The organism is Collinsella aerofaciens, assembly GCF_039758815.1.
GTDB classification, from domain to species: domain Bacteria; phylum Actinomycetota; class Coriobacteriia; order Coriobacteriales; family Coriobacteriaceae; genus Collinsella; species Collinsella aerofaciens_BP.
Genome location: NZ_JBDMSK010000033.1, coordinates 1 through 17333 on the forward strand (window position 1 = coordinate 1; position 17333 = coordinate 17333).

The window sequence follows — 17333 nt, forward strand, 5'->3', positions numbered from 1 at the left end:
CGGCAAGGGGTCGATAGCTTTGCAATTTCAAAAAGATGATTGAGGCAGAATGTCAATTCTGGTCTAACAGAGCCAAACGTAAACTATAGTTTACGTTTTGCCGAATACACAGGAGTTTTCTATGTCGGGTTCTTCGGTCCGCATGTACCGAGTCACGCTTCGCACAAACAGCGCGCCGCCCAAGCTCGTCGTCGTTGAAGCTGAATGCCTTTCGCCCGATGAGCGCACAGCATTTGCATTGCTATCAAGTCGCGTCGCCGCCGTTCTGGCCCCTTGCCCGGCGCAAGGTGAACTTGCCATCCAATGCCAAGCGCACAGCTGCTCGCTCAATCAGGCTGCCGTAATCGCAACCAGCCAACGCGGCCTGCCGCTCCTTTTAGAAGCCGGTATCGCGCTCTGCCTTCGCGGTGCTGGATACGAAAACGAGGCCGCCGCCGATGTAGTCTTTCAACCACGATCGAGCGGCGGCCTCGCAGCAGCCATCGAATATGCTTGCAGGCTCGTTGCCTAAAGGCGCAAGCTAAAAGCCCAGGCCAAAGCCCATACCGGTAATCGCCGAATACATAAAGTAGACGTTGATCACGTTGAGGAAAACACCCGTGATGCAACCGTTGCGCAGGTAGCGCTCGCACACGATGCGCGCCATGGCGGCGGAGTCATCATTGTTCTTTGCCTGGCGTCCCGCCGTAAAGTACGTCGCCACGCTCAGCAGCAAGTTGAGCACCGGCAACGCCAGCAACTCGTAGCTCTTGCCCCAGCGCGTCGCCTCGCCGGCGGCATTAAACTTTGTTGCCACCTCGGAACCAATGTTGGGGATAACACACGCTGCAACCACCAGCGGAATCACCGCAAGTACGAGCAGCGCAATACCCATGTAGCCAGCTTTTTTGCCATATTTAAACATATGCGTCGTCCTTACACGTTAAAGCGGAAGTGCACGACATCGCCATCGGCCATGACATAGTCCTTGCCCTCGATACGCAGCTTGCCGGCGGCCTTGGCGCCCTGCTCGCCACCGAGCTCGATGTAGTCGTCGTAGCCAATGACCTCGGCCTTAATAAAGCCACGCTCAAAGTCGGTGTGGATGACACCGGCGGCCTGAGGGGCGGTCGCGCCCTGACGCACCGTCCAGGCCTTGACCTCCATCTCGCCGGCCGTAAAGAACGACTGCAGACCGAGCAGCTTGTAGGCAGCCTGAGCGAGCACGTCCAGACCGGGCTGCTCCAGGCCCAGGCTCTCCAGGTAGTCGGCGGCATCCTCGGGATCGAGCTCGGAAAGCTCGGCCTCGATCTTGGCGCAGATCGGCAGCGGCTTGACGCCATCAATGGGCGCCAGGTCCTCGTTGAGCATGTCCTCGTCTACGTTGGCCACATATAGGATGGGCTTCATGGTGAGCAGGAACAAGCCCTTGGCGGCGGCACGCTCCTCGTCGGTCATCTCCATGGATGCAGCGCGCTTGCCCTCGTTGAGCCAGGCAAGCAGGCGCTTGGCGACCTCGAACTTGGGCATGAGCTCCTTGTCGCGCTTGGCTTCCTTCTCGAGCTTGGGCAGCTGCTTCTCGAGCGTGCCCATGTCGGCCAGGATGAGCTCGGTCATGATGGTGTCGGCATCGCCGGCGGGGTCGACGAACTCGCCCGTGCGGCCCACCTCGCGCATAACGTTGGGGTCCTTAAAGTAGCGCACGACCTCGCAGATGGCATCGGTCTCGCGGATGTTTGCCAAGAACTGGTTGCCCAGGCCCTCGCCCTCGTTGGCACCCTTCACCAGGCCCGCGATGTCGACAAACTCGACCGTCGCCGGCACAATGCGACCCGGGTTAACGATGTCGGCGAGCTTTTGCAAGCGGCTATCGGGCACGTCGACGATACCCACGTTGGGGTCGATCGTGGCAAACGGGTAGTTGGCGGCAAGGCCGGTCTTTTTGGTAAGCGCGGTGAACAGCGTCGACTTGCCCACGTTGGGCAGGCCCACGATACCGATGGAAAGGGACACGACAGCTCCTTTTGGTACAGGTACTTCAAACTGCATAAGTATAGCGCCGCCGCAGCATCTGGGCGAACCCGGACGCCACGGCGGCGCAAATGAAGCAGAGATGAGTGAGAGTTCGAGACTGCAGTCCTTACTTAAGCTCGGGCCAGAAATCCTTGTTGGCCTCGATGAGCTCGTCCAGAATCTGCTTGGCAACGCTCGCCGAAGGAATGGTCTTGGAGAGCGTGAGTGCCTGCCAGAGCTTCTGGTAGCTGCCCTCGACCCAAGCCTGGACAACGAGCTTCTCGACGGAAACCTGCTGCTCCATGAGACCCTTCTGGAACTGCGGAATCGGGCCCTGGCAGATCTTCTCAAAGCCGTTGGAGCCGACGATGCAAGGCACCTCGACCATGGCCGTCGGGTCGAAGTTGGGCACAGCGCCATCGTTGGGGACGATCAGCAGGAAGCGCTCGAGCGTGTTCTCGGCCAGTGCGCAGGCAAGGTCGACGATGTAGTTGGCATGTACATCTGGCTCAAAGCCGCCGTCCTTGGCAGTACCCTTGGCGATGATGTCGCGGCAAGCGCCAAAGACCTTCTTCTCGCGGCCGTCCATAACCTCATTGGCGCGAGTGTAGTTGGGGTCAGACGTCTCGACGACATAGTCCGGGTACAGGTAATACTTGAGGTAGGTATTGGGAATCGTCTCGGGATCGACAGCATAGACATCCTTGGCCTTGCCGAAGGTGTGAATCCAGCTCTCCTCGACATGCTGCTCCTTGCCGGCCTCGTGCTCGATGCCGTCCAGGTAGCCGTTCTTAGCCATGTGCTCCTTAATCTGCGGCATGAGGTCGTTGCCGTCCTTGTCGTAGATCTTGCTCCACCAACCAAAGTGGTTGAGGCCGTAGTAGCTATACTGCAGCTCGCGACGATCCTTGATGCCGCACATACGGCTCATCTTATCCATGAGGTCGATCGGCATGTCGCAGATGTTGATGATGCGGCTGTTGGGGCGCAGCACGCGGCAAGCCTCGGCGACGATGGCCGCGGGGTTGGAGTAGTTGAGCATCCAGGCGTTGGGGCTGTACTTCTCCATGTAGTCGAGGATCTCGATAACGCCGCCGATGGAGCGCATGCCGTAGGCGATACCGCCGGCACCGCAGGTCTCTTGGCCAACGCAGCCGTACTTGAGAGGAATCTTCTCGTCGAGTTCACGCATGGCGTACAGGCCGACGCGGATGTGAGCAAGGACGAAGTCGGTCCCGGAGAATGCGGTCTCGGGGTCGGTGGTGTAGCTAAACTCAACCTCGGGGGCGTTCTCGTGGAAGTAGATCTCGCAGGCCTTGGCCACGGTCTCCTGGCGCTCGGCGTTGTTGTCGTAGAAGGTCACCTTGTTGACCGGGAAGCGGTCGCGCTCCTCAAGCAGCATCAGAGCGATGCCCGGGGTGAAGGTAGAGCCACCGCCGGCAATGGTCACGGCATAGTTTTTCTTGGACATGATGTCCTCCTCATTCTGGCCGCTTGCTCAATCCATCCCCGTACGCGGCCTGCACGGTTTGGAATTGTTACCTAGAAGTGGAGTTTTTATCTCTAGAATCGGCCTTGCGGTGCATACCGGCTCTGCAAGGCCGATTGTTTCGATGGACGATGGTTTACAGAAGACTCTCGAACTTCTCGCGAACCTGCGGGACGGTAAGGCCGATGATGACCTGGATTGACTGGCCTTGGACCACCAAGCCATGCGTACCGATTGCCTTGAAGGAAGCCTCGGGTGCAACGGCGCCCTTGTCCTTGACGTTAACGCGCAGACGGGTAGCGCAGTTAGTTACATCGATGACGTTGTCCGTGCCACCGAGTAGATCGAGGATGTTCTCGGCAAGCACCAAGCGCTCGTCATCCTTACTCTGGGCGACCGATTTGCTAGCAGCAGCACCGCTCTGCTTTTGCTTGTAGTCGGCCTTGGACTTGAGCTCGACCTCAACATCGTCATCCTCGCGACCGGGGGTCTTAAAGTCGAACTTGATGATCAAGAAACGGAAGACCACGACCCAAAGAGCGGTAAAGCACAGACCGACAAGGATGGAGATGGCGTACTGCAGACCGTGTGCGGCCCAAAGGGGCAGCCAGTCCCACGAGAGCATCGAGATGATTCCGCCGTCGAAGATGCCCACGACGCCAAGGAGGTTTTGAGCCATGCAGCCGAGCGCTCCGAGCACGCAGTGGACGACGAACAGGCCGGGCGCAATGAACAGGAAGGTGAAGTCAAGCGGCTCGGTAATACCGCAAAGCATAGCGGTAAGGGTGACGGGAATGAGCAGAGCCTTGACGCGCTGCTTGCGCTCGGGTTTGGCGGTCATATAAAACGCAATGGCGACGCCGAGCGAGCCGAAGACCTTAGTCCAACCAGGGCAGGTATAGGCAGCCCAGGGTGCGGCATCCTTAAGAGCAATGCTCGGATCGGCAGCCAGTTGGGGCAGGATGTTGGCCCAAGCAGCAAAGATGCCACCGTTGACCGCCGCGTTGTCGTAATAGAACGGCGTATAGATAAAGTGGTGCAGGCCTGTAGGGATCAGCACGCGCTCGAAGAAAGCAAAGACGCCCACGCCGAACGTACCGGCGGAAAGGATGAATCCCTGGAAGGCGGAGATAGCAGCCTGAACATGCGGCCACACCAGGCAGGCGATAAGAGCGACCGGAACCATAACGAAGAAACCGATCATATAGATGAACACGGAGCCCGAGAACACGCCCAACCACTCAGGAAGTTCGGTGTCGAAGTACTTGTTGTGAAGCATCGTGGCGATACCTGAAATGATAAGCGCGCCCATGATGCCCATATCAAGCGTTTTGATGCTTGCGATAGTGGCAAGACCAGTACCGCTGCCCGCCTCGACAGAGTAGTCGACCCCAAAGACAGGGCCCCACTGCCCCAAGATTGTGCTTACAAAGTAGTTGAAGGTAAGGTAGATGGCCAAAGCCTCCATGCAGCAGCGAGCGTTCTGCTTGTTCGCGAGCGAGATTGGCAACGCTACGCAAAACAGCAACGGCATCTGGTTAAAGAGCGTCCAACCACCCTGGAGCAGCACATTCCAGCAATCAAACCAAAGATGACCCGCTGTGGCCATCTCGCCAAAGATCGCCTCGGTGGTAAACAACGTACCCAGGCCGACGACGATTCCGGAAAATGCGAAAAGAATTGCAGGCGTGTACATTGCACCGCCGAAACGTTGTATCTTTTGCATCATGACGGGGAATCCCCCTCTCTTCATTCGGAGCGCTGCGGTTTTGGCTTCACTCGAGACCGCAGACGCGCCGTTTGCGTGTACCTCGTGCAATAGGACGGGTGGGCCCGCTTCCCTGACTTCTTGCGATTCTATTTTTATCATATCACTTATCTAGACAAGTTAGCATAAATACTACGGTCGGTAAACGGTTGATTATTGGCCGTAAACGGTATATGTCCAGTATTTCGCCTGTTAAATCTGACATAGCTGATGGCTGCATTTCATTTTTCTTTTCTACTTGTCTAGATGTGCTTGTCTATATCTATAGACATGCCTATACTTCATTACAACATTCACCGCCACGTTAAGGAGTCACCATGAAAAGCGCGGTCTTCTATGGAAAGCACGACCTCAGAGTCGAGGAATCGGCAAAGCCGGCCGTGGGCAGGCGCGACGTTCTGATCAACGTCAAAGCTTGCGGCGTCTGCGGTACCGACGTTCATATCTATGAAGGCGACAAGGGTGCAGCCGACGTTACCCCGCCCACGATCCTTGGTCATGAGTTTGCGGGCGTTGTCGAGGCCGTGGGCAGCGACGTCGTTGGCTTTAAACCGGGCGATCGCGTGTGCATCGACCCAAACCATCCCTGCGGCTGCTGCGAACCCTGCCGCGACGGAATCAACCACTACTGCGAGCATATGACCGGTTACGGCACCACCGTTAACGGCGGCTTTGCCGAGTACTGCTCCGTCGATATGCAGCAAGTCTACAAGTTGGGCGATCGCACCAGCTTCGAGCAGGGCGCCATGACCGAGCCCGTCGCCTGCTGTCTGCACGGCATCGATATGTGCAACATCAAGCCCGGCAGCACAGTTGTCGTTATCGGCGGTGGCATGATCGGTCTGCTCATGATGCAGCTCGCCAAAAACGCCGGCGCCACCAAGGTTGTCTTGCTCGAGCCCGTCGAAGGCAAGCGCGAGGTTGCGCTCAAACTCGGCGCCGACCTGGCAATTGATTCCATCCACGAGGACGTCCCGGCCCGCCTGAAGCAGGAGGGCGTCGGCAACGTCGATGTCGTTATCGAGTGTGTTGGCAAGCCCGTCACCATCGAGCAGGCCATCCAGATCGCCGGCCACAAGGCTACGGTCATGATGTTCGGCCTCACCAAGCCCGATGAGACAATCACCGTCAAGCCCTTCGAGGTCTTCCAGAAGGAGCTTGTGCTTACCTCGTCCTACATTAACCCTTATACGCAGCGTCGTGCGCTCGAGCTCATCGACTCTGGCAGGCTCGACGTATCCTCGATGGTCGCAAAGGTAGCCTCCCTCGACGAACTCGGCGCCATCCTGTCAGACCCGGCCCTGCGTGCCATGGGCAAATATATAATCGACCCCGGCAAGTAAATCGATTGACACCTGCGCGGACGGCCCTCATCCGTCGTTCACGCACCCAGCTCTAGGAGACCGTCATGGCGCGAGCCATCTTCCAAACTATTTATGACAACGTGAAGCAGTCGATTGACGACGGCACATACGCCTATCAGAGTTATCTGCCTTCGGAGACTGAGCTCACGCAGCTGTTTGACTGTTCGCGCATGACAGTCCGTCGCGCCATCTCGATGCTTGCGGCAGATGGTTACGTGCTCCCCCAGCAAGGCAAAGGCATGCGCGTCATTCGCAACATCAGTGACGAGAAGAGTCGTGGCGGCGGCGGACTCGAGACCTTTAAGGAAATCGCGACCAGCCGGGGCTTTGAGCTCAAGACTGTCACCACCGTCTTTGAGCTCCTCGTCTGTAGCAAGGCACTCTCCAGGATTACCGGGTTTCCCGAAGGCTGCGAGCTTACGCGCGCCAAACGCATCCGTTATGCAGACGGACATGCCGTGTGCTCCGACGACTCCTATTACCTAAGCTCACAGGTACCGGGGCTGACACCCGAGATTGTCAACGACTCGATCTATCGTTACCTCGAAGAAGATCTTGACATTAAGATTGCCACGGGCAAACGCGACGTAACGATTGAGCATCCCACGCCCGAGGATACGCGCGTGCTCGATCTCGACGACTTTAACGCACTTGCCGTTATACGCGGGCAGACCTACAACGCCGACGGCATCCTTATGGAATACACCGAGACCAAACAGGTCCCCGGGTTCTTTTTGCTCCATGAAACCGTGACGCGCAACGGTACCGGTCGAACCGGCCGCCAAAGCAGCATGAACTAACCATCTATTAGTTGCGGTGGAATAGTTCCTAGAATGGCCAGCTTAAGGGCAAAACAGGAACTATTCCACCGCAACTTTTTTGGCCGGTGGGGCAGTACCTGTCCCACCGGCCATCATTTACGCTCTTTTAACTAGTCCGCGAGCTTTTCCACCTGGTCGAGCATCTTGCCGAGTTTGGCCTTTGCCTCAGCCTTGACCTTCTCAGCTTCTTCGTGAGCCTTCGCCTTCTGGGCGGCCTTCTCCTCGGCCTCGGGATCGACGACGATCAGGTTGGATGCATCGTGTTCAACCAACTTGAGCGCATGCTCGGGACACACCTTGACGCAGGCACCGCAGCCCAAGCAATACGTGGACTCCAACGCAAAGCGGCCGCTTCCCACCAAATCGCAGGCGAACGTGGGGCATACATTGACGCACTCGCCGCACGACGTGCACTTGTCAAAATCGCACTCCGGCGTGCTCACCTGCATGTTCTGGGCAAGCTCGGGGTGGTTTTGCAGCGTCGAGAGCACCAGCTGCCGCCCGTGCGTGAGCGAACGGCGACGCTTAGTAGTCGTGGTGCCGCACATGGTGTTGAGCGTGCGCTCCAGCTGGGTAATCTGATGGCGATGGGCCTTGAGCTTTTGCGTCACCGAGGCCAGCGCTGCCGTCGCTGGATTGAGCTTGGTCACGGTTAGACCCGTGGTACGGGCAATCTTATCCATGTACTCCTTGCGCTCGTACTCGCGGCGCTTATGGCACTTGAGGCTCTTGGGGTCGACCTCCAAGCCCATACCCGTGCCGGACCACTCCTCGGCCTTCGCAATCGCCTCGCCTAGGATGTCCTCGCCGCCGGTGTTGCGGCACTTATCGCACACGCCCAACGGCAGGTAGACGCTCACGTTGGGATAGTCGGCCAGCACCGAGAACCAGGTCTCGGCCGTAATATCGCCCACGCAGGCGACGACGACCTCGTTCTCACGCGGCATGCGCTTAAGGGCGCGCGTGCAGGTGACGTAGGCGGTCTCGTGGCTCGTAGCAGCAGAGACGATATCGTCATACAGGTTTTTGGGCGCCAAGCGCGGCGAGATGATTGCCTCGGTCGGACAGGCAGCGGCGCACAGGCCGCACTTGCGACAGGAGTCGAGGATCTCGATGGCGTCTTCCTCGACCTCGATAGCGTTGACCGGGCATACGTCCATGCACGCGGTGCAGCCGCTCTTTTCGTTTTTGCAGGTCAGGCACGGAATGGTGTTGCCGCGCGGACGCTCCTTGTAGTCGGCAGGATTCCACTGCGGCGCCGACGGATCGAGTGCATCGGTCACACCGCCAAGCGGGTTTTTAAGAAAGTCGAAACCCTTGCTGATCTCGATAATGTCATCAAACAGATCGTGTTCCTGCGCCATGCGCGGCCCCTCCCTGAGCAGTGCAAACAAGCAAGAGATAATGATACGCTATCGGCCCACGCCTCGGGCAAATTACACGCGGAGCATCTTTGCGGCAAATAGCCTATGCCTATCGCCGCCTCGATTGCACAAGGTCAATCAGGCGCCAAGCTATGCCTCGCACATGAGCTGCACGAGCTTTTGTTTGGTCACCTTGGCCTGTTCGTTAGCCATATTGCGCTCGTTTCTAAAGACCGCATTTGCAACACCCTGCAGGTCGCCATCGGAAATCACGCTGCACGGACCGTCCATCGACGCCGCCGTGGGGCATACGCACAACGGCAACTCGGCATAAAACGCAACGGCCTTGGCGATATCGAGCATTTTGCCGCCGCCAATACCCACTACCATGTCGCAATACTCGGCCTGGGCTTCCTTAGCCATTTCGACAACGGCCTCTTCCGTACACGGACCATCATAAATCTTAAAGAACGGCTCGCTTAGATCTTCGTCCAGAAATCCATCGACGATCTGCTTGCACAGCCGATCCTCGGTGCCCTGGTCAAACAAGACATAGGCAGCGCAGCCCAACCATGACAAATACCTGCCCTGACGCGAAAGTTCGCCCGGCCCCTGAACATACCGGCCGGGACCACCATAAACCATGGGAAGCGCCATACGAGAATCCGCCCTTTCATCAACAACAATTGGTGCAAAGTAACCTGACCCCTTTGCACCATAGCAAAAAGGGGCAAAGCCATCTGTCGGCTTTGCCCCTTCCTTACCTTAGTTTACTCATCCATAAGGTAGTAGTGACCCAGTGCGTCGGCACCCAGGATGGCGTTGGCGACCATCTCAGGCGTCACCTCAAACGGCATGTTGCACATGGTGTCCTCAGGCGCGCACGCGGCCTCGGCAACAATCATGGCCTGCTCGCGCGTAAGCTCAGCAACGCCAAGTTCCTTCATCGTGACCGGCAGGCCCAGCTCAATGCAGAAGCCCAAGACTTCCTCGAGCTTCTCAGTCGGGGCATCCTCGAGTACCAGCTGGACGATGGTGCCAAAGGCGACCTTCTCGCCGTGATACATGCCGTGGCACTCGGGCAGCATCGTCAGGCCATTGTGGATGGCATGAGCAGCAGCAAGGCCCGAGCTCTCAAAGCCAATGCCCGAAAGCAGCGTATTGGCCTCGATGATATGCTCGACGGCAGGCGTGAGCGCACCCTTCTCCAGCGCGACCTTGGCCTTGACGCCATCGGCCATAAGCGTCTCATAGCAGAGCTTGGCGAGCGCCAGGCCGGCCATTCCGCCCTTGCCGCCGGCGCAAGTGCCACCGTCGGCATCATGCGTCGCCCGGGCCTCAAAGTAGGTTGCGAGCGCATCGCCCATACCGGAAACCGTCAGGCGCACCGGGCTCGCCGCGATAACCGTCGTATCCATCAGGACAATGTTGGGGTTTGCCTTAAGGAAGAGATATTTATCGAACTGGCCGTCGTCGGTGTAGAGCACCGAAAGTGCCGAGCACGGTGCATCGGTCGAGGCGATGGTGGGGCAAATGATAACCGGAGACCCCAAGTAGTAGGCGACAGCCTTAGCGGTATCGAGGATCTTGCCGCCACCGACGCCGACGATGATGTCGCAGCCGCTGTCGCGAGCGAGCGCAACCAGACGATCGACCTCGCCCTTGGAGCACTCGCCGTTAAAGTCCTCAAACAACAGCTCAGCCTTAGCCTCGGCAAAGCCGCCCTCGATCTTGGCACCGACGCGCTTCTTGCCCGAAGGCGTCACGATGACGAGGGCCTTAGCGCCGAGCGGCTCGACATAGGAGCCGAGCTTGGCCAGCTCATCCGGACCCTGGATATACTTACTGGGGCTATTGAAGATTGCAGCCATTTTTATCCCATTCTCTAAAAGAAAAAAGAAAGGGGCTCCGTACGGATACGTGCGGAGCCCCTCGTTACGATAACAAGAGTCGATTAGAAATCGATGTCGGTGTCGTAGTAGCAGGCCTTGAGGATCTTCTCGAAGTCGGCAGCCTTGGTCTCACGCGGGTTCTCGGGCGTGCAGGCGTCCTGCTCGGCGTTCGCGGCGATCTCGGGCAGCTTGGCGAGGAACTCCTCCTCGGAGACCATCTGCGGGTTCTCGGCGTCGACCTTCACGCCACCATTTGCGTAATCCTTGATGGACTGCGGAATGTTGAGCTGGTCGTTGAGGTCGCGGATCTTCTGGACGAGCGCAGCGATGAGCTCCTCGTTGGTCTCGCCGGGAAGGTGCAGAATCTCCTTGGCCACGTAAGCGTAACGCTCGGCAGCACGCGGGTCCTTGGAGTTCCACTGGATGACCTTGCCCAGGTACATGGCGTTAGCAGCACCGTGGATGATGTGGCCGTTCTCGAAGGCAGCACCGGTCTTGTGAGCCATGGAGTGAACGATGCCGAGCAGGCCCGAGGAGAAGGCGATACCGGCGATGCACTGAGCCTCGTGCATGTGCTGACGGGCCTCATGGTCGCCAGCATAGGACTTGGGCAGCCACTCGACGATCTCGCGGATGCCGTGCAGAGCGTTGGCGTCGGTGAACATAGAGGCGCAGGTGGAAACGTAGGCCTCCATGCAGTGGGTCAGAGCGTCCATGCCGGTGTGAGCGCACAGCTTGGCGGGCATGGTGTAGGTGAGCTCGGGGTCGACGATGGCGACATCAGGGGTGATGTTGAAGTCGGCCAGCGGGTACTTGATGCCCTTGGCGTAGTCGGTAATGACGGAGAACGCGGTGACCTCGGTAGCGGTGCCGGAGGTAGAGGAGATGGCGCAGAAATGAGCCTTCTGACGCAGCTCAGGGAAGCTGAACGGCTGGATGATGTTGTCGAAGGACTCCTCGGGATACTCGTAGAAGACCCACATGGCCTTAGCGGCATCGATGGGCGAGCCGCCGCCGATGGCGATAATCCAGTCGGGCTCGAACTCGCGCATGGCCTCGGCGCCCTTCATGACCGTCTCGATGGACGGGTCGGACTCGACGCCCTCGAACAGCTTGACCTCGAAGCCGCCTTCCTTAAGGTCGTTCTCGACGTCCTGCAGGAACCCGCCGCGGCGCATAGAGCTGCCGCCAGAAACGATGATGGCCTTCTTGCCCTTGAGGTTCTTCACCTCGTGGCGAGCGCCCTCACCAAAGTACAGATCGCGAGGATTGGTAAAACGTCCCATACTGTGCCTCCTAAACAAGCCCCTCTTAGACTTGCGTATATAACGGAGCACCCAATTGGCTCCGTTAGGACCGGTTTGCGCGTTGCCGGCGATGACAATGCGCGATGTCTAAACGTCTCAACGCTCAGACAAACACTATTTTACCGTTCTGGTTGGTCAGTTATTCACCTAAAGCCGCCAATGATGAAACGTTTTTTCTATCCCTGAAGACCCTTGTGCGGCATTCATACTCCCAAGCTGGGCAAACGTTTTATCAAGGTTGACTACATATCCCGAGCAGGACTGTGCCCCTCCAAAATATGCACCGTTCGCCGCCAAAAATCGACCGTTTGCGGCACCGTGATACCACTCGGCCGTCCATGGTGCCGACATTTGTGCGACATCCGACTTCGTGGTGCAAAGGTGCAAGTCCAAGTGCGGCACCCCCGGTGTGCCACATGCGGGTAAACTAGAACTTTATATAGAAACATCTGAACCCTAACCGCAGCAAAGGAGGCCCCATGTCATTCGATCCCATTCAAGAGGATTGCCATCGCCTCGTTCTTGAGGCCTTGCGCCGCGACAATATCCCGCTCACCGACGGTGCCGCCGTAGAGCGTCTGATGGAGCAATTCACCCGCAACCCCGCACCGCTCATCGTGCACGACCGCGACCGCGCCGGGCATCTGATTGCCAAGGTAGTCGAGGCCGTCGACTACCGCATTCCCTTTATCCCTGACGATACCCAGGCCGAGCAAGAAGAAGCAGCTGCCGAGAACATGCTCCGCGAGGCAGCCGCGCTCGATCCGGCCAACTGGGACGCTCAGCGCATGCTGACCGCCCTCACCGCCAGCTCCAACGAGGAATACGTGCAGTATCTGGTGTCCAAGTGCGACGAGGTGGAGCACGATCTGGCGCTCAAGATCGCCTCGGCGCAGGACCCCTACGAGCGCGAGGCCGCTGGCGACCTTATGCGCCGCCCCTACCTGCGCTGGCTTGCCGCCTTGGCATCGCGCGCGCTCATTAGCGGCCGCTACCGCATGTCGCTCGAAGCCGCAAACCGCAGCCTCGACTTTGCCCCCAACGATCCTGCCGGCGTCCGCCACACCGCAATGCTCGCCATGGCAAAGCTCGAATACCCCGCCGAGGAGCTCAAGCGCTTTCGCTCTGCCCACTCCGTGCCGTACCTCGCGAATACCCCGCTGCGCCGCCGCCCCAAAGATGCGGAGCGCGACTTGGACCCGTGGACGCTCATCGCACTGATGAGCGCAGCCTGGCGCGAGCTGGACTACGAGGGCGCCGAGCACTACCTGCGTATCCTTGCACGCTCGTGTCCGCACGCGGCCGAGGCGCTCTACTTCCAAACCGAGTTTCCCGATGGCGTCTATGCCCGCGTCAACGTGGGTGCGGGCTCCACCGACGAGCTTGTCCTTGCGCTATCCGAGGCGACGCCGGTACTGCAGGAGGGCCTGGGCGCCCCCGACAACGCCAGCTTTGCCGCCTGGGTCGCCACCAACGATATCGTGCGTTCCCAAATCGATGAGCGCATACTGCGGGCGGCCGAGCAGGGTTTGCCGTTTAAGGGAGGAGACCTCTAATGGATCCGAGCGTCTACATCCCCGCCTACCTGGAGCGCGCCTACGTTGCGTCGCACCCCGAGCTCACCGATGCAGCACGCGAGCTTGTCCATAACGACATTAGCGCGAATCCCCAAAAGTACGCGCAGTCCGAGCATGCCCAGGCGCTGCTGTCCTATGCCGGTGTTCATCGCCACCTGCTCGACGAGCTCCATCGCATCGAAGATATGGGCAGCGACGAGGAATTCGAGCAGACGCGCAATCGTCTGTTCGACGACATGCGCGATGAGCTGCTCAAGATTGTCCGCGTCGATGCGTATGTCCTCGATGCCCAGCTGCTCGCCATCATCCTGGCTGACACGCCCGTTGACGCCTGCCTGGGCGACCTGATGAAGCTCGAGGCGACCACAACCGATTACCTGCAGCAAAGCGTGCCCGGGTTCGACATGGAAGCCCCGCACTACTGGGCCAATAAGGTTTTGACGGACGGTGTGACGGCGGCAGAGCTCACCGTGAGCGAGCCGGCTCTTATCGGGTGGCTTCACACACTCGAGGCCATCTCGCAGCTGTGCATGGCGAGCGCTCGCTACCGTGCTGCCGCCAACTACGCCCGCCGTGTTCTTAAGGCGGAAGGCTACCCCACCCGAGCCGCAGGCACCGTGTTGCTCGCCCTCGCTCGTCTGGAAGACCAGGACGGCTTTTTTGCCCTGGCCCACCAGCTCGAGGAAGAGATCGGGGCTGACGCGCTCGAGAACTCTCCTTGGTATCTGCTCGCCCGCACGATTCTGCTGTTCAAAACAAACAAGATGCGCCCGGCGACACGCGCGCTGCGTGAGTTTGCCAACCGTTGCGAGGGCGGTGCGTTCTTCTTACTGAACCCCATGTACCAGACACCGTACCTTCCCTGCCGGCCCGAGCCACACGATCCCTGGGATCTTTCGCACCAGGCCGTTTGGGAAGCGGACGGTATTATCTCGGACACTCCCGACTTTGCCCCCTGGGCCAATGCCTGCGAAGACGTGTCGCAGCTTGCCCAGGAATTTGCGCGCCGCTACGGTTTTTAGTGACGCACTCGACCCGACCATGTCGTTTACGTTAGGAACGGTTTCATGAACCTCCGCTCATCTCTTGCCTGCACCTCGAGCGATATCGCTCGCTGGGGGCTGCGCTCCGTCCTTAAGCGCCAGGGTGGCGTGCTTCCCGGCCGCATCGCCATGAAGATCGACCCCGAGTTGCTGAGCGACCTCGCTGCCCTTGTCGACCGCAGCGTGGTGATCACCGGCACCAACGGCAAGACCACCACCTCCAACCTCATCGCCGACGCCGTTGCCGCCAGCGGCGCCACCGTGGTATGCAACCGCGCCGGCAACAACATGGAGCCGGGCGTGGTGGGCGCACTGCTCGAGGCGCGCAGCGGCCTCAAGCGAGCCGGTGGCAAGCGCGTGGGCGTTTTTGAGTGCGATGAGCTTTACACCGTACGCGTTCTGCCCAAGCTCAAGCCGACGTACTTCGTGCTGCTCAACCTGTTCCGCGACCAGCTAGATCGCTATGGCGAGATCGATCACACCCAGGAGGTCATCGCCCATGCGTTGGAGCTTTCGCCGGCAACAACGCTCATCTACAACGCAGACGACCCGCTGTGTGCCGCGATCGCCGCACGCGTTCCCAATGCAAGCATCGCCTTTGGCATCGACGGCGCCACCAACACCGAGTCCGACCGTATTAGCGACTCGCGCTTTTGCTCACAGTGCAACGCGCCGCTGGAGTATGACTACGTGCAATACGGCCAGCTTGGCGCATACCATTGCCCCTCGTGCGGTTGGGCACGCCCCGCACTGGTCCGCCGTGTGACGGGCGTGAAGCTCGGCTGCGACGGCTACGGCTTCGACCTGGTCTTTGGATCTGCGCCCGACGCGGCTGCCGTACACATCGCCACACGCTACAACGGTCTGTACATGGTCTATAACGTTGCCGCCGCCTTCTTTGCCGCACGCGAGTTGGGCGTGGACACGGCGTTTCTACAGCCTACGCTCGATGCCTACGTCCCCGACGGCGGACGTATGGGCCGCTGGGAGATCGCCGGCCGTACCGTCGAGGCAAACCTGGCCAAAAATCCCGTGGGCTTCGATCGCCAGATCCAGTCCATTAAAACGGCAGGCGGCAGGCTCTGCGCCTTCTTCCTCAACGACAACGACGCCGACGGCCACGATGTCTCGTGGATCTACGACGTCGACTTCGAGCGCATCGCCGACACACCGGGTCTTGTCGCCTTTGCCGGAGGCACGCGTGCGCACGACATGCAGGTACGCCTCAAGTACGCCGGCATCGATGCCGCGATTATCTCGGACGTCGCGCAGGCAATTGGCGCCGTGGCAGACGAGGCCGCCGATGACACCTTCTACGCCGTCGCCAACTACACGGCCTTCCCGCCGCTGGTCAAGGAGCTCGACGGGCTGAAAGGTTCCACCGCCGACGCTGTTGCCGGGCGCGCCGTAGCCCGTGCCGACGGCAGCGCTCTTCCTGTCGGCATCGCGCCAGTCGAGCTTTCGCGCCCGCTGCGCATCGTCTACCTGTATCCCGATGCCCTTAACCTCTACGGCGACGGCGGCAATGTCATCGCCCTCGAGCGCCGCTGCGCCTGGCGCGGCATTCCCGTGCGCGTGGACGAGGTCCGCATGGGCGAGGCGCTCGATCTCACCGATGCCGATATCGTCATGATGGGCGGCGGCTCCGACCGCGACCAACTGGCCGTGGCACACGAGTTGCTCGCTCAAAAAGACAAGGTTGCGGCCTATGTTGAGGACAGCGGCTCGCTGCTCGCCATCTGTGGCAGCTATCAGCTGCTCGGCCGTTCGTACTACATGGGCGAGGATCGCATCGAGGGTCTGGGGGTCATTGCCGCCGAAACCGTACGCGGCTCCGACCGCCTGATCGGCAACGTAGCCGTCAAAACCGATCTGGCTCCCGAGCCCTTTGTGGGATTCGAGAATCACGGTGGCCGCACCCTGCTCGACGCAGACGCCACGCCACTCGGAACGTCCGTCGTCACGGGTACCGGCAACAACGGCGACGACGGCTTTGAGGGTCTGATCTACAAGGGCGTCATCGGCACGTACCTACACGGACCGGCACTGCCCAAAAACCCCGAACTCGCCGACTGGCTGATCGCGCATGCCCTCGAGCGCCGCGGCGATGCGCAGGCCACAGCCCTGCTGCCGCTCAAACCCCTCGACGACACCTACGAGCACGCCGCCCACGACGCCGCGATGAAGCTCCTCCCCTAACGCCTCGCCACCACAAAGGGGACAGGCACCTTTGTGGTGGTTTTTCAGTTTGCCAACGATATGTGAACGGCTAAAAAAGTCTGCTATACTCTTTCCCGCTGTCCCCATCGTCTAGCGGCCAAGGACGCCACCCTTTCAAGGTGGATATCGCGGGTTCGAATCCCGCTGGGGGCACCATTTGAATTGAAGAGCCCGTTACCCTCGCGGTAGCGGGCTTTTTGCTACCCATGCGCCGGGATTCGAACCCGACAGGGTGCGGAGCTGAGGAAACGCGAAGCGTTTTCCAGCGCAGCACGCAAGGAGCGAAGCGACGCGGCGAAAGCGGGCGGCGTCAGCCGCACGCGGACATCCCGCTGGGGGCACCATTTGAAACGAGAAGCCCGTTACCCTCGCGGTAGCGGGCTTTTTGCTACCGAAACGCCGCGGTTCGAACCCGACAGGGGTAGCGCGCAGAGATGTGGTGTAAGAGGCGGGGCATGCCTCGCCTCTTCCCTTTCTTGAAAGGGAGGGGACACCG

Annotated in this window: 14 protein-coding genes and 1 tRNA gene; 7 read left to right on the plus strand and 8 right to left on the minus strand. The window is 59.6% G+C overall.

Annotated elements, in window-relative coordinates:
* The first annotated feature begins 121 nt into the window (after nucleotides 1–121).
* Complete coding sequence (locus ABHT90_RS09465; protein ID WP_346982333.1) at nucleotides 122–511, plus strand: hypothetical protein; 390 nt, start codon at nucleotides 122–124, stop codon at nucleotides 509–511.
* A 9-nt stretch (nucleotides 512–520) separates the two neighbouring features.
* Here ABHT90_RS09465 and ABHT90_RS09470 read toward each other — a convergent pair whose 3' ends face one another.
* From ABHT90_RS09470 to ABHT90_RS09485, 4 genes are all read right to left on the minus strand, one after another.
* Nucleotides 521–904 (minus strand): DUF1648 domain-containing protein, encoded by a 384-nt coding sequence (locus ABHT90_RS09470; RefSeq protein WP_217750997.1) that lies wholly within the window; start codon nucleotides 902–904, stop codon nucleotides 521–523.
* An 11-nt stretch (nucleotides 905–915) separates the two neighbouring features.
* Complete coding sequence (gene ychF, locus ABHT90_RS09475; protein WP_055309950.1) at nucleotides 916–1992, minus strand: redox-regulated ATPase YchF; 1077 nt, start codon at nucleotides 1990–1992, stop codon at nucleotides 916–918.
* Nucleotides 1993–2119: 127 nt separating this feature from the next.
* Nucleotides 2120–3463, minus strand: coding sequence for a 6-phospho-alpha-glucosidase (locus ABHT90_RS09480; protein ID WP_346982334.1), 1344 nt, complete (start codon nucleotides 3461–3463; stop codon nucleotides 2120–2122).
* A 154-nt stretch (nucleotides 3464–3617) separates the two neighbouring features.
* Complete coding sequence (locus tag ABHT90_RS09485; protein WP_346982335.1) at nucleotides 3618–5234, minus strand: alpha-glucoside-specific PTS transporter subunit IIBC; 1617 nt, start codon at nucleotides 5232–5234, stop codon at nucleotides 3618–3620.
* A 332-nt stretch (nucleotides 5235–5566) separates the two neighbouring features.
* On the opposite strand from ABHT90_RS09485, the gene ABHT90_RS09490 reads away from it, so the two are divergent.
* Together ABHT90_RS09490 and ABHT90_RS09495 are read left to right on the plus strand one after the other, a co-directional pair.
* Complete coding sequence (locus ABHT90_RS09490) at nucleotides 5567–6592, plus strand: zinc-dependent alcohol dehydrogenase family protein (protein WP_346982336.1); 1026 nt, start codon at nucleotides 5567–5569, stop codon at nucleotides 6590–6592.
* 65 nt (nucleotides 6593–6657) lie between these two features.
* A complete protein-coding gene (locus ABHT90_RS09495) occupies nucleotides 6658–7413 on the plus strand; it encodes a GntR family transcriptional regulator (protein WP_346982337.1) in 756 nt (251 codons plus the stop codon).
* A gap of 131 nt (nucleotides 7414–7544) precedes the next feature.
* Here the strand turns inward: ABHT90_RS09495 and ABHT90_RS09500 are convergent, their stop codons facing one another.
* The 4 genes from ABHT90_RS09500 to ABHT90_RS09515 form a co-directional block, all read right to left on the minus strand.
* A complete protein-coding gene (locus ABHT90_RS09500; protein WP_346982338.1) occupies nucleotides 7545–8798 on the minus strand; it encodes a 4Fe-4S binding protein in 1254 nt (417 codons plus the stop codon).
* A 150-nt stretch (nucleotides 8799–8948) separates the two neighbouring features.
* Nucleotides 8949–9455 (minus strand): iron-containing alcohol dehydrogenase, encoded by a 507-nt coding sequence (locus ABHT90_RS09505; protein ID WP_346982339.1) that lies wholly within the window; start codon nucleotides 9453–9455, stop codon nucleotides 8949–8951.
* Nucleotides 9456–9568: 113 nt separating this feature from the next.
* On the minus strand, nucleotides 9569–10669 hold the full coding sequence (locus tag ABHT90_RS09510) for a glycerol dehydrogenase (RefSeq protein WP_346982340.1): 1101 nt from the start codon (nucleotides 10667–10669) through the stop codon (nucleotides 9569–9571).
* A gap of 83 nt (nucleotides 10670–10752) precedes the next feature.
* Nucleotides 10753–11976 carry an iron-containing alcohol dehydrogenase gene (locus tag ABHT90_RS09515; RefSeq protein WP_006234677.1) on the minus strand — a complete coding sequence of 408 codons (1224 nt, stop codon included), beginning with the start codon at nucleotides 11974–11976 and terminating at the stop codon, nucleotides 10753–10755.
* 500 nt (nucleotides 11977–12476) lie between these two features.
* Between ABHT90_RS09515 and ABHT90_RS09520 the strand changes: the two genes are divergently transcribed.
* The 4 genes from ABHT90_RS09520 (at nucleotide 12477) to ABHT90_RS09535 (ending at nucleotide 16993) form a co-directional block, all read left to right on the plus strand.
* A complete protein-coding gene (locus tag ABHT90_RS09520) occupies nucleotides 12477–13553 on the plus strand; it encodes a tetratricopeptide repeat protein (protein WP_346982341.1) in 1077 nt (358 codons plus the stop codon).
* Entirely contained in the window at nucleotides 13553–14596 is a 1044-nt protein-coding gene (locus ABHT90_RS09525; RefSeq protein ID WP_195404638.1) for a hypothetical protein, read from the plus strand. The genes ABHT90_RS09520 and ABHT90_RS09525 overlap by 1 nt, the downstream gene beginning before the upstream one ends.
* Before the next feature lie 45 nt (nucleotides 14597–14641).
* Nucleotides 14642–16816, plus strand: coding sequence for a MurT ligase domain-containing protein (locus ABHT90_RS09530; RefSeq protein WP_346982342.1), 2175 nt, complete (start codon nucleotides 14642–14644; stop codon nucleotides 16814–16816).
* A gap of 100 nt (nucleotides 16817–16916) precedes the next feature.
* Nucleotides 16917–16993 (plus strand) — tRNA-Glu (locus ABHT90_RS09535).
* Nucleotides 16994–17333: the final 340 nt, after the last annotated feature.

What these genes read in the sequence shown, in the direction of transcription:
- ABHT90_RS09490 (WP_346982336.1), top strand. Translation starts at nt 5,567, where the DNA reads ATGAAAAGCGCGGTCTTCTATGGAAAGCACGACCTCAGAGTCGAGGAA.
- ABHT90_RS09495 (WP_346982337.1), top strand. Translation starts at nt 6,658, where the DNA reads ATGGCGCGAGCCATCTTCCAAACTATTTATGACAACGTGAAGCAGTCG.
- ABHT90_RS09485 (WP_346982335.1), bottom strand. Translation starts at nt 5,234, where the DNA reads ATGAAGAGAGGGGGATTCCCCGTCATGATGCAAAAGATACAACGTTTC.
- ABHT90_RS09510 (WP_346982340.1), bottom strand. Translation starts at nt 10,669, where the DNA reads ATGGCTGCAATCTTCAATAGCCCCAGTAAGTATATCCAGGGTCCGGAT.
- ABHT90_RS09500 (WP_346982338.1), bottom strand. Translation starts at nt 8,798, where the DNA reads ATGGCGCAGGAACACGATCTGTTTGATGACATTATCGAGATCAGCAAG.
- ABHT90_RS09520 (WP_346982341.1), top strand. Translation starts at nt 12,477, where the DNA reads ATGTCATTCGATCCCATTCAAGAGGATTGCCATCGCCTCGTTCTTGAG.
- ABHT90_RS09465 (WP_346982333.1), top strand. Translation starts at nt 122, where the DNA reads ATGTCGGGTTCTTCGGTCCGCATGTACCGAGTCACGCTTCGCACAAAC.
- ABHT90_RS09530 (WP_346982342.1), top strand. Translation starts at nt 14,642, where the DNA reads ATGAACCTCCGCTCATCTCTTGCCTGCACCTCGAGCGATATCGCTCGC.
- ABHT90_RS09505 (WP_346982339.1), bottom strand. Translation starts at nt 9,455, where the DNA reads ATGGCGCTTCCCATGGTTTATGGTGGTCCCGGCCGGTATGTTCAGGGG.
- ABHT90_RS09525 (WP_195404638.1), top strand. Translation starts at nt 13,553, where the DNA reads ATGGATCCGAGCGTCTACATCCCCGCCTACCTGGAGCGCGCCTACGTT.
- ABHT90_RS09470 (WP_217750997.1), bottom strand. Translation starts at nt 904, where the DNA reads ATGTTTAAATATGGCAAAAAAGCTGGCTACATGGGTATTGCGCTGCTC.
- ABHT90_RS09515 (WP_006234677.1), bottom strand. Translation starts at nt 11,976, where the DNA reads ATGGGACGTTTTACCAATCCTCGCGATCTGTACTTTGGTGAGGGCGCT.
- ABHT90_RS09480 (WP_346982334.1), bottom strand. Translation starts at nt 3,463, where the DNA reads ATGTCCAAGAAAAACTATGCCGTGACCATTGCCGGCGGTGGCTCTACC.